A 12,179-nucleotide genomic window follows, 5' to 3' on the forward strand; every position below is an offset into this window, starting at 1 on the left:
TCAGAGAATGACCTGGTGTTCTTTTTGGCCCGTGGCATCGACCTGTGTGGCGCATGTCTTGCCTTGGTCCGGGTTGTCGTCGGACAGTCCCTCGGCGGCGGAGGTGCAGAACAATGTCCGCAGGTCCGTGCCCCCGAAGGCCGGGCAGCTCGTCTGTATAGCGGGGAAATCCACTGCCATTAGGAAGGTGCCGTCCGGCGCGTAACAGGCCACGCGCCCGGCGCCCCACTGGGCGTTCCAGAAATTGCCCTGGGCGTCTATCACCGCGCCGTCCGGGTTCAGACCTTCCGCGCCTAGGTCCAGCCAGGGCACCGCATCGCCCTGGGGCCAGCCGTCCAGGTCCGACAGAGGCTGGCGCATGATCCGGCGTGTCGGCGTGTCGGTGAAGAAGGCTTGGGTGCCATCGGGGCTGAAGCAGATCGCGTTCGGAATGGTGATCCCGGCGAAAAGCTGGCGCAGCTCGCCCCGGTAGTATCGGTAGATCGCCCCTGCACCGGGGTCGGCCTTGATCCCCATCGTGCCGATCCAGAACCCGCCGTAGGGGTCGGCGCGTCCGTCGTTGGAGCGCGTCGCGGGTCTGTCGGCCTCCAGGGCCGCCACCGCCTCGCGCGTGCCGCTTTCCAGATCGAAGCGGAACAGCCCCTTGGCATCGGCGATCAGCAGCGTTCGCGCGTCCACCCAGCCCGCGGCCGAGGTGAAGTTGTCGAATTGCCACTGCCAGCCCTTGCGGTGCAGGCGCTTGCCAATGATGTCGAACCAGAACAGCTCTTGCCGCTCGGGGTGCCACAGCGGGCCTTCACCAAGCGTGCATGGGGTGGCGTCGTATATCATCCGGTCTCCGGGCGCAGGACTGTTGGCGCTAGCGTTAACGCTTTCCGTAGTAGAGGCCAACCACGTGTTCGGCCTCTGCGAAGAAGAGCCAGCGCGAGGCGAAAACCCCCACGAGGTGCAGCAGCACCGAGACCGCCGCCAGCAGATGCCCGACGCCCGCCAGCAGGATCAGCGATGGCATCAGGAGCCCCGAGATCAGCGCGATTGCGCGCAGGGTCACGCGATGCTTGCGGCCCACGACATGGATGAATTCGTCCATCAGGTAGTTGGTGCCTGTATGGGGCGGCTCGAAGCTGCGCACCGCGCCCCGGTCGCCCAGCCCTGTGGCGCTGGCTATCGTCGTGCCCGACCCGGCAAGCGCCCTGTCGCCCACCACCCAATGCGCCACCTGCGCCACGACGGCGATGGTCAGAAGCCAGATCGCGATGGTGACCTCGCCTGCCAACAGGGCCCCGCCCGCCAGACTGTAGGACAGGAACATGGCCGGTGTCGTCGGGTTGTTCCAGCGTGGCACCGTGCGCATCTGCGCGTAGATCATCGAGGTGGTGATCACAGTGAGCAGGCTCAGCGCGGCGCCGAGATAGCCCAGCACCGCCCAGCGGCTGGCGAAGAACACCAGCCCGGCACCATAGAGCGCCATCAAAACAAGCGCCGTGACCGAGGCCCAGGCCTCGCGGCTCAGCCAGCTGGTGCGCCATTGCGTAAAGGCCTTGAGCGCCCGTTCCGGGTGGCCGAGGTGAAACGTCGAAGCCATGAGCCCGCCCACGGCCAGCAGATAGGCGATGGTGAAAAAGACGAAAGCGACCCAACCCGTGGGCGCCAGAACGCCCAGCCCGAGCCAGACCAGCAGCCCGAACCCGAGGCCCGAGAGCGAGGTGAACAGGATGACCGACGGCGCGGGATGCATCAGCCGCCCCCGACCCGGGACAGCGCCTTGTCCAGCCAGCCGACGAACCCCTTGGCATCCTCGGCCACGGGTTTCAGCGCCGGGGGCTGCATCTGCGCGTCACGCGCGCGCGGCGGCAGGTACTGGTTGACCGGCTTGGTGCCCTGTTCCGGCATCAGGTCCATGCCGCCGCGATCGGCCGTCAGTTTGCTGACGTGACTGTCGGGATCGGCGAAATCGCCGAAATGCCGCGCCCCGGCCGGGCAGGTGCGCACGCAGGCGGGTTCGCGGTCTTCCTCGGGCAGGTTCTCGTTGTAGATGCGATCGACGCAGAGGGTGCATTTCTTCATCACCCCCGCCGCCGGGTCCATTTCCCGCGCGCCATAGGGACAGGCCCAGGCGCAGAGACCGCAGCCGATGCAGTCCTGTTCGTTGACCAGCACGATTCCGTCCTCGCTGCGCTTGTAGCTGGCCCCGGTCGGGCAGACGGTCACGCAGGGCGCGTCCTCGCAGTGCAGGCAGGACTTGGGAAAATGCACCAGCTGGGCGGGGCCGTCGTTGGGCTGGATCTCGTAGCTGTGGACACGGTTGAGATAGGTGCCCGAGGGATCGGCGCCATATGGGTCGGTATCGGCCAGGGGCGCGCCGTAGTTCTCGGTGTTCCAGCCCTTGCAGGAAATCACGCAGGCATGGCAGCCCACGCAGGTGTCCAGGTCGATGACAAGGCCGAGCTTTCGGTCGGTCGTTTCGGGCAGGGCGGTCATGATCGCTCCTTTTAAAGCTTGTGACCGATGGACTGGGGCTCTGCCCCAGACCCCGGGATATTTTTGGCCAGAAGAAACACAGTCATTTTCCCACCTTCCACGCGAGAGTTTCCGTTGCGTCCGGCACCGGTGATCCGACTGAGCCGAATGCGGGCTGCGCCTCTTGTGGGGCCGGGGACTTGGCGATTTTCACACGCAGGTCGAACCACGCCGCCTGGCCCGTCACCGGGTCGGAGTTGGACCAACGCATCCCGTCGCCCTTCTCGGGCAGCAATTCGTGGATCAGGTGGTTGAGCAGGTAGCCCTTGGTCGCCTCGGGCGCGTCGGCGTCCAGCGCCCAGGCGCCCTTGCGCTTGCCGATGGCGTTCCATGTCCAGACGGTGTTCTCGTTCAGCGCGGCCATATGGGCCACCGGCACGGTGATGGACCCGGCGGGCGAGATGACGACGGCCCAGTCGCCCTCGGCAAAGCCCTGCGCCTTCCAGATTTTCGTCGGCACGTAGAGCGGATTCACCCCGTGAATCTGGCGCAGCCACGCGTTTTGCGAGCCCCAGCTATGATACATCGCCATGGGCCGCTGGGTCAGGGCGTGAAGGGGATATCCCTCGGCGGTTTCATCCCCGAGCGGTTCGAACCAGAAGGGCAGCGGGTCCATGTGGGTTTGCAGCCGCGCGCGCAGATGTTCGGGCGGCTGGTGCGCGCCCGTGCCCTCGGCGGCCAGTTGCAGGCGCCGCAGCGGCTCGGAATAAAGCGAAAAGATATAGGGTTGCGGGCTGTCATAGAACCCCATCTGAACCGCCCAGTCCTGGTAGGCGCTGTTGAAGGGCTTGTAATAGGCCGCGCCCTCGGGAATATGCTCCATCCAGAAGCCGCCGTTGCGGATATAGCTGTCGATCTGCCCCGCGTTCGGCGCGCCCCGCCCGTGCTGGAGGCCGTGCTCGCCCACGCGCCAGCCCGCCAGCGGCCCGATTCCGGGGCGGCGGATATGGTTGGTCATGTAGTCCGCGTAATCGGCGTATAACTGGCTGCCATCCTCGGTGACGAAACCGGGCAGGTTCAGCCGCGCCCCAAGATCGCACAGAACCGACTGGAAGGCGCGGACGTCGCGGTCAGGGTCCACCACCGGCCAGCGGATCGCGTCGGCCACCGCGTCAGCCTCGCAAATCGGCCGGTCCAGCAACGAAATGCAGTCGTGCCGTTCCAGGTAGGTGGTGTCGGGCAGCACGAGGTCCGCATAGGCCACCATTTCCGAGGAATAGGCATCGGAGTAGATGATCCGGGGAATGACATAGTCGCCGTTCTCGTCGGTGTCCGTCAGCATGTGCATGGTCTGACGGGTGTTCATGGAGGAATTCCACGACATGTTCGCCATGTAGAGGAACAGCGTGTCGATCCTGTAGGGATCGCCGGCATGGGCGTTGGAGATGACCATGTGCATCATCCCGTGCGCCGAGAGCGGGTTGTCCCAGGAAAAGGCCTTGTCGATGCGGGCCGGGCCGCCGGTCTCTGTCAGGCACAGGTCCTCGGGGCCCTGCGGATAGCCCAGGTGCGGGCCGTCCAGTGCCGCGCCCGGCGTGACCTTGCAATGCGGTTTCGGGTGCGCGGTGTGCGGCTTGGGATAGGGCGGTTTGAAGCGCATGCCGCCGGGGGTTTCGACGGACCCCAGCAGGATTTGCAGCGTATGCAGGGCGCGGGCGGTCTGAAAGCCGTTGGAATGGGCCGAGATGCCGCGCATCGCGTGCATCGACACGGGCCGCCCGATCATCTTGGGATGGGTGACGCCCCGGAAATCGGTCCACGCCCGGTCAAGCTCGATGGCCTCGTCAAAGGCCACGCGCGCAAGCTCGGCGGCCAGGGCGCGGATGCGGTCGGCGCTGATGCCCGTCTTGCCTGCAACGGCATCGGGCGCCCATTGCGGATCGAGGAACCGCTCGGCCATGGCATGGAAAACGGGGCGATGGGTTATGCCGGCATGTCGGTCGGTGGCGGACAGGTCCGGCTGCACGCCTTCTCCGTTCCACGGCGCGACCTGCCCGGTGCGGCGGTCGATCACCTGCGGCTGGCCCTCGCTGTCCTTAAGCAACAGGCCGTGGCTATCGGAATTGGGGTCGCTGTCGATCAGGCAGGCTGCATTGGTGAACTGCGCCAGGTAGTCCAGATCGACTTTGCCGGCCTTCATCAGCTCGTGGATCAGCGCCATGATCAGCAGACCGTCGGTGCCCGGCGTGATCCCGAACCAGTCATCGGCCACGGCGTTATAGCCCGACCGGATCGGGTTGACGCCGATCATTCGCGCGCCGCGTTCCTTAATCTTGCCGATGCCCATCTTGATGGGGTTGCTGTCGTGGTCCTCGGCCACGCCGAACAGCAGGAACAGCTTGGTATGGTCCCAATCGGGCTGACCAAACTCCCAGAAGGCCCCGCCCATGGTGTAGATGCCCGCCGCCGCCATGTTGACGGAACAGAACCCGCCATGGGCCGCATAATTGGGCGTGCCGAAGGACTGCGCCCAAAGCCCGGTAAAGCTTTGTGACTGATCGCGCCCGGTGAAGAAGGCCAGCTTTTCGGGGGCGGTCTCGCGCAGGGGTTTCAGCCAGCCGGTGGCGATCTCCAGGGCCTCGTCCCAGCTGATTTCCTCAAACTCGCCCGACCCGCGCGGGCCGACCCGTTTCAGCGGTGCGCGCAACCGCGAGGGCGCGTTGACCTGCATGATCCCGGCGCTGCCCTTGGCGCAGAGCACGCCGCGGTTGACCGGATGGTCGCGGTTGCCCTCGATATAGGCGACCTTGCCCTCTTTCATGTGCACGTTGATCCCGCAGCGGCAGGCGCACATGTAGCAGGTGGTCTTGCGCACCTCGTCCGAGACGTGCGGCGACGTGTCCAGCTGTGGCTGATCCTTGGCCATCCGTCAGGTTCCTCCCTGCATCAATAGTATATCAATTGGCCGCGATGACCAGAGGTGCGGGCCTTCAAATTCACCCTCGGGATGCGGGACGTTGCCTGCGATTTCATGTCTCCTTCTGGATCAGGGCCAGCGCATCGCGGGCGATCTGGCGCTCTTCCTCGGCGAGGATCACATGGACGGGCAGGGGGCCGAGCCAGGCGAGGCGGTCCATGATCCGCTGGCGAATCTCCTTCGAATTCTCGCCGATCCCGCCGGTGAAGGCCACGGCATCGACCCCGCCCATGTTTGCGATCAGCGCACCCGCCTGGTGTGTGACGGTCCAGGTGAAGTGGTCCACTGCGAAACGCGCGCGGTCACTGTCCTCGGACAGCAGCTGGCGCATGTCGGAGGTGCCGCCAAGCGCTGCAAGACCGCTGTGCTTGTTGAGCAGGTGGCCGGTCGCGTCGATCCCGATTTCCTCGGCCATCCGCAGCACGGCCATGCCGTCGATATCGCCGGACCGGGTCGCCATGGTGGGGCCAGACAGCGGGGAATAGCCCATCGAGGTGGCGAGGGATTTGCCGTCGCGGATGGCGCACAGGCTGACACCCGCGCCAAGGTGCAGGGCTAGAAGGCGATGCGGCAAGGCGTCGCCGAATTGCGCCACCATCCCCGCATAGGACAGGCCGTGGAACCCGTAGCGGCGCAGCCCCTCGCCGCGCCAATGCTCGGGGATAGCATAGGCCGTTGCCAGCGCCGGCTGGTCCGCGTGAAAGGCCGTGTCGAAACTGGCGTATTGCGGCAAATCGGGTAGGGCCTGGGAAACGGCGTGGAAGCCTGCCAGCGCCGGCGGGTTGTGTAGCGGGGCAAGCGGGATATTGGCCTCGATCGCGGCGATGGCGGCCGCGTCCAGCCGGGCTGGCGCGGTAAGCGCGGTGCCGCCATGGACAACCCGGTGCGCCGCGGCGGTCAGGTCGGCGGCGGCGATGCCGTGGTCCGCAAGGGCCTCGAGAATGGCCGTGATCCCTTCGGCATGGGTCGCGATGCGCCGCTGCTGTCTGACGTCGCCAAGGGCGAGCTGCGCCGCCCCGCCGATGCCCGACACGGCCCCCTCAAGCACCTCTGTCAGGTCCGAGCGGAACAGAGACAGCTTGATCGAGGATGACCCGGTATTGAGTACCAGCAGCATCACGCCGCCCCTGCCACGATCATTCCAAGCGCCGCCGAGGCCAGCCGTGCCGGGGCCGACTGGCTGCGCGAGGTCAGCAGGATCGGGACCCTGGCCCCCATCACAAGTCCACCCGCGCAGCAGCCCATGCCCAGCACCATCAGCTTGAAGACGGCGTTGCCGGTCGTGATGTTGGGCGTCAATATAATATCTGCATCGCCTACCACGGGGCTGTCATAGCCTTTGATCCGCGCGGCCTCTTTCGACAGGATCAGGTCCATCGCCATCGGCCCGGCCACATCCGCCAGGGGCAGGTGATCGCGCGCCCAGGTGGCGATGGCCGCGCTTTCCATGGTGTTGGCGACCGACGGGATCGGATCCTCGGTCGGGGCCAGAAGCGCGGCATGGGGCCGGGCCACCCCCAGCAGTTGCGACAGGCGGACGGCGTGCGACAGGCAGGCCTGGCGCGTCTCCAGGTCCGGGTCCACGTTCAGGGCCGCATCGGTCAGCAGCAGCGGCCGGTCGCTGTGCGGCGCGGTGATGTGGAACACATGACCGCAGCGGCTGCCCGGCGCGCGCAGCCCGGCCGCAGCGGGCAAAAGGCCCTTGAGAAAGGTCGAGGTATGGACCTGCCCCTTCATGATGGCATCAACCTCGCCATTGCGCGCCAGGTCTGCGGCGCGTGTGCTGGCCTCGGCGTGGGGGGCATGGATCAGGCGCAAGCCGCTTATGTCATAGCCGATTTCCTTGGCGGCGGCCTCAATCTTGGGGCGGTCGCCGACAAGGATCGGCTCGGCCAGCCCGGCGTCGGCGGCCTCGCGTATCCCGCCCAGCGGGTGGGCCGCGCCGGCGTTGACCAGCGCCACCCGGGGGCGGGGCAGACCCCGGGCTTGATCCAGCAGACGCCGCGGCGTCCGCGGTTTGGCCGTGGACAGGAAGGGGTAAGGGGCAGTCATGGTGGCTCCGTCGTGAAATGTACCAGGTGCCACTTTCGCGCTGCCGGATCACCGGTCAATGACAGGGATCATGGCCCACGGGGCGTCAGGTGATTTTCTTGCAGGTTGACGCGCGGACCACGCGCCCCCCTTGGGCATCGGGTTGTATCTTTCATCATGAGCGCACCGGACCTCTTATCCGAAAACGCGCGTTAGCGCGGCATCGGTGGCCGCGACGATCCGGTCGATGTCGTCGCGCGTGGCAATCAGTGCGGGCGAGAAGCACAGCGTGTTGTTGCGCCCGGGGATCGAGCGGTTGGTGACGCCGATAATGACGCCCTGCGCGTTGCACGCACCGACGACCTGAGCGGCCTGCCGTTCGTCCACCGGATCGCGGCTGTCGCGGTCGGCCACCAGTTCCGCGCCCAGAAACAGCCCCTTGCCGCGCACCTCGCCAATGACCGCGTGGCGCTCGGCCAGGGCCCGCAGCTGATCCAGCATGTAGTCACCCATTTCGGTGGTGTTCGCCAGCAGGTCCTCGTCCTCGATGATGGCCATGTTCTCCATCGCGGCCGCCGGGCCGGCGGTGCAGCCGCCGAAGGTCGAGATGTCGCGGAAATAGTTCATCGGATCGCTTTCATCGTCCTTGAACATCTCGAAGACCCGTTCCGAGGTCACGCAGCAGGCGATGGCGGCATAGCCCGAGGCTACGCCCTTGGCCATGGTGACGAAATCCGGTTCGATCCCGTAATGCTGGTAGCCGAACCAGGTGCCGGTGCGGCCCACGCCGCAGACGACCTCGTCGATATGCAGCAGGATATCGTACTTGCGGCAGATCTCCTGCACACGCGGCCAATAGCCCTCGGGCGGGACGATCACGCCGCCCCCGGCCGTGACCGGTTCGAGGCAGAGCGCGCCGATGGTGTCCGGGCCTTCGCGCAGGATCACCTGCTCGATCTGGTCGGCGGCCCATTCGCCGTAGTTCTCCTGTGGCGCGCCCTCCTGTTCGTGCTTGCGGTATTCCAAGCAATGCGGCACCCGCACGAAGCCCGGCGCGAAGGGGCCGTACTGCGCGTTGCGTTCGTCCTGTCCACCGGCCGAGAGGCAGCCGATCGTGGTGCCGTGATAATCGCGGTCGCGATAGAGGATCTTGTGCTTGCGCCCGCCGTGGCGCTTGTGGGCGATCTGGCGAACCATCTTGAAGGCCTTCTCGTTCGCCTCCGATCCGGAGTTCGTGTAGTAGACCCGGCTCAAGCCCGGCATCTTCTCGATCAGTTTCTCCGCGAACAGCGCACCGGGCACCGATCCGGCGGCCCCCGCGAAATAGGGCAGCTGGATCAGCTGGTCGCGCACCGCATTGGCGATCCGTTCCCGCCCATAGCCCACGTTCACCGTCCAGACCCCGCCCGAGACACCGTCGATATGTTCCTTGCCGGCCTGGTCCCAGACGCGCATGCCCTTGCCTTCGATGATGATGCGTGGCGCGCCGGTCTCGAAAGGTTTGTGCTGCACCAGGTGGTGCCAGACGTTGGCGCGGTCGGCCTCGACCACGCGGGAGATGTCGTTGGGGCTGAGCGTACCGTCCATGATCTGGTGCCTTTCAGGGTCTGTGCGGGGCCATCCCGCGGGTGCGCGGCGGCCTGGGGCATTCCGCGCAATCTGCGCGCCGCGCGGGGGGCGGGTCAAGGTGGTCAGGGGGTATCGGGGCGCGACCTGGGGACCCTCGCCCGACGCGGCAGCGGGCGACAGGCAATGTTTCTGCTATCGGGGGCTTGACCTTCCTATAGCTGGAACCCTTATGTCCGCTGGCAAAAGGGGACAAACATGACCGTTCAACGACTGGATTTCGAGATCGACGGGCTGAGCTGCGCAGGCTGCGTGGGCCGGGCCGAGAAGGCCATCAATTCGGTCTCGGGGGTTTCGGGGGCCGAGATCAACCTGGCCACCAAATCGGCGCGCGTGGCGCTGGAGGGCGGCGACGCCCGCAGCATCAGCAGTGCGCTCAACGCCGCGGGCTATCCAGCGGTACCGCACCGGCAGCGGCTGGAGATCGCCGGGATGACCTGCGCCTCTTGCGTGGCGCGCGTTGAATCCGCGCTGGAAAAGGTGCCCGGGGTCACGGCGGTGACCGTGAACCTGGCCGACGGTGTGGCCTCGGTCACGACGCTGGACAAAGATACCGGCCCGCTGATCGAGGCGGTCAAGTCTGTCGGCTACGAGGCGCGTCCGGTGCAGACCGGTACCACCGCGGAAGACACCGTCGGCACCGAGATCCGGCACCTGCGCCGGTCCCTCCTGCTGTCGGCGCTGCTGACCCTGCCGATCTTTGTCGTCGAGATGGGGGGCCATGCCGTCCCGTCGTTTCATCAGGTCATCGCCAATACCGTAGGGATGCAGGGCAGTTGGATGATCCAGTTCGTGCTGGCCACGCTGGTTCTGGCGGGTCCGGGGCGGATGTTCTTTGCCAAGGGCATTCCCGCGCTCAGGCGCGCGGCGCCGGACATGAATTCGCTCGTGGCCCTCGGCACGGGCGCGGCCTGGGCTTTCTCGAGCGTTGCAACCTTCCGGCCCCAGTGGCTGCCCGAGGGTACGGTGGCCGTCTATTTCGAGGCCGCCGCGGTGATCGTCACGCTGATCCTGCTGGGCCGCTGGCTCGAGGCGCGTGCGAAGGGCCGCACCGGCGCGGCGATCAAACGGCTGGTGGGGCTGCGCCCCGACACCGCCCGCGTCGACCGCGACGGCGCGGTCCGCGAGGTGCCCGTCGACGAGATCGTGCGCGGCGACCGCGTGCACCTGCGCCCCGGGGATCGCATCCCCGTCGATGGCGAGGTCCTCGACGGCGACTCCTTCGTCGACGAAAGCATGGTGACGGGCGAGCCCGTCGCGGTGGAAAAGACCGCGGGCACCGCGCTCGTCGCCGGCACCGTCAACGGCAACGGCGCGCTGGTGATGCGCGCGACCGCCGTTGGCGCTGACACCATGCTGGCCCGAATCATCGAGATGGTGGAAGAGGCTCAGGGCACCCGCCTGCCGGTGCAGGACCTGGTCAACCGCGTCACGGCGTGGTTCGTACCGGCCGTCATGGGTGTGGCGCTTGTGACCATCGCGCTCTGGCTGGCTTTCGGCCCGGCGCCGGCCTTGCCCTTCGCGCTGGTATCGGGTGTCTCGGTCCTGATCATCGCCTGCCCCTGCGCCATGGGGCTGGCCACGCCCATGTCGATCATGGTCGGCACCGGGCGTGCGGCCGATCTGGGCGTGCTCTTCCGGCGCGGTGACGCTCTGCAATCGCTCCAATCGGTGGAGGTGGTGGCCTTCGACAAGACGGGCACCCTGACCAAGGGCGCGCCGCAGGTGACCGATGTTGCCAGCCAGGGGGACGAGGACGATTTCCTTGCCATGGTCGCAGCCATCGAATCCGCCTCGGACCACCCGCTCGCCGGGGCCATCGTGGCCGCGGCCAAGGCGCGCGGATTGACGCTGCCCCAGGCCAGTGACGTGCAGGCGGTGCCGGGGCTCGGGCTGTCCGGCACGGTGGAGGGCCGGTCCGTCGCCATCGGCAATGCCCGGATGCTGGAGCAGGCCGGCGTGGACGCCAGCGATCTGACCGCGCAGGCCGCGGCCCTGGCCGATCAGGGCCGCACCGTGGTCATGGTCGCCATCGACGGTGCGCCCGCCGGAGTGCTCGGCCTGGCCGATACGCTCAAGCCGACGGCCAAGGCCACCATTGACGCGCTTCATGCCCGGGGCGTACAAATCGCCCTGATCTCGGGTGACAGCGAGGCGGCCGCCAATGCCATCGCCCGCGAACTGGGCATCGACCATGTCGTTGCCGGTGTCCTGCCCGACGGCAAGGTCGAGGCCGTCCGCGCCCTGCAGGACGGGGGCCGCAAGCTGGCCTTCGTCGGTGACGGGATCAACGATGCACCCGCGCTGGCGGCCGCCGATATCGGCATCGCCATGGGCTCGGGCACAGATGTGGCCGTGGAAAGCGCCGATGTCGTGCTTGTCTCGGGCAACCCGGGCGGCGTGGCCGAGGCGGTCGAGATCAGCCGCCGCACCCTGCGCAACATCTGGCAGAACCTCGGCTGGGCCTTTGGCTACAACGTGTTGCTGATCCCCGTTGCGGCGGGCCTGCTCTACATTTTCGGCGGGCCGCTGCTGTCGCCGCAACTGGCCGCCGGGGCCATGGCGCTGTCTTCGGTACTGGTCGTCACCAATGCCCTGCGTCTGCGCCGCGTCAGGATCGAGGCCCAGTCATGAACATCAAGGAGGTTGCCACCCGCACCGGCCTGCCCGCGAAGACGATCCGCTACTACGAGGACATCGGCCTGGTCACCGCGGACCGGGCCGAGAATGGCTATCGCATCTTCGAGCGCACCCATGTGCACAAGCTGGCCTTTCTCGCGCAGGCCCGGGGCCTTGGGTTTTCCATCGAGGACTGCCGCGGGCTGCTGGCCCTGTGGGAGGATCGCGACCGCGCCAGCGGCGATGTCCGGGCCATCGCCAAGGCCCACCTGGCCGAGATCGAGGAAAAGATTGCCGGGCTGGAGGAAATGCGCGCCACCCTGTCGGACCTCGTCGCCGCCTGCCACGGCGACGACCGCCCCGATTGCCCGATCCTGAACCGGTTGGAAGCAGGCTGATCTTGCCGAAAATTCAAGTTTATCCGCTTCGGAGTCTTCGGGTTTGAAATACCGCGGGGGGCGGCCGC

9 protein-coding genes are annotated in these 12,179 nt (G+C 67.0%); 2 read left to right on the top strand and 7 right to left on the bottom strand.

Annotated elements, in window-relative coordinates:
* The 7 genes from ACH107_RS04945 to ACH107_RS04975 all read right to left on the bottom strand — a co-directional run bounded on the left by ACH107_RS04945 (nucleotide 1) and on the right by ACH107_RS04975 (nucleotide 9,055).
* Nucleotides 1-831, bottom strand: a complete 831-nt coding sequence (locus ACH107_RS04945) for an SMP-30/gluconolactonase/LRE family protein (protein ID WP_412504904.1) — start codon at nucleotides 829-831, stop codon at nucleotides 1-3.
* A 34-nt stretch (nucleotides 832-865) separates the two neighbouring features.
* Nucleotides 866-1,738 carry a dimethyl sulfoxide reductase anchor subunit family protein gene (locus ACH107_RS04950; protein ID WP_412504905.1) on the bottom strand — a complete coding sequence of 291 codons (873 nt, stop codon included), beginning with the start codon at nucleotides 1,736-1,738 and terminating at the stop codon, nucleotides 866-868.
* The gene (locus ACH107_RS04955; RefSeq protein WP_310690801.1) at nucleotides 1,738-2,481 is read right to left on the bottom strand and encodes a 4Fe-4S dicluster domain-containing protein; all 744 of its coding nucleotides are present in this window, start codon (nucleotides 2,479-2,481) and stop codon (nucleotides 1,738-1,740) included. Before ACH107_RS04955 ends, ACH107_RS04950 begins: the two co-directional genes overlap by 1 nt.
* Before the next feature lie 82 nt (nucleotides 2,482-2,563).
* Nucleotides 2,564-5,386: a molybdopterin oxidoreductase family protein gene (locus tag ACH107_RS04960; RefSeq protein ID WP_412504906.1), complete on the bottom strand. Its 2,823-nt coding sequence runs from the start codon at nucleotides 5,384-5,386 to the stop codon at nucleotides 2,564-2,566.
* 103 nt (nucleotides 5,387-5,489) lie between these two features.
* Nucleotides 5,490-6,554 (bottom strand): acetate kinase, encoded by a 1,065-nt coding sequence (locus tag ACH107_RS04965; RefSeq protein ID WP_310690799.1) that lies wholly within the window; start codon nucleotides 6,552-6,554, stop codon nucleotides 5,490-5,492.
* The gene (locus ACH107_RS04970; RefSeq protein ID WP_412504907.1) at nucleotides 6,554-7,489 is read right to left on the bottom strand and encodes a phosphate acyltransferase; all 936 of its coding nucleotides are present in this window, start codon (nucleotides 7,487-7,489) and stop codon (nucleotides 6,554-6,556) included. Before ACH107_RS04970 ends, ACH107_RS04965 begins: the two co-directional genes overlap by 1 nt.
* A gap of 174 nt (nucleotides 7,490-7,663) precedes the next feature.
* The gene (locus ACH107_RS04975; RefSeq protein ID WP_310702735.1) at nucleotides 7,664-9,055 is read right to left on the bottom strand and encodes an aspartate aminotransferase family protein; all 1,392 of its coding nucleotides are present in this window, start codon (nucleotides 9,053-9,055) and stop codon (nucleotides 7,664-7,666) included.
* Between the two features lie 237 nt (nucleotides 9,056-9,292).
* Here ACH107_RS04975 and ACH107_RS04980 point away from each other — a divergent pair, with 237 nt between their 5' ends.
* Together ACH107_RS04980 and cueR are read left to right on the top strand one after the other, a co-directional pair.
* Nucleotides 9,293-11,728, top strand: a complete 2,436-nt coding sequence (locus ACH107_RS04980) for a heavy metal translocating P-type ATPase (protein ID WP_412504908.1) — start codon at nucleotides 9,293-9,295, stop codon at nucleotides 11,726-11,728.
* Nucleotides 11,725-12,111 (top strand): Cu(I)-responsive transcriptional regulator, encoded by a 387-nt coding sequence (gene cueR, locus ACH107_RS04985; RefSeq protein WP_310690795.1) that lies wholly within the window; start codon nucleotides 11,725-11,727, stop codon nucleotides 12,109-12,111. The genes ACH107_RS04980 and cueR overlap by 4 nt, the downstream gene beginning before the upstream one ends.
* The last annotated feature ends 68 nt before the right edge of the window (nucleotides 12,112-12,179 follow it).

This window comes from Roseovarius halophilus (ex Wu et al. 2025) (assembly GCF_047086965.1).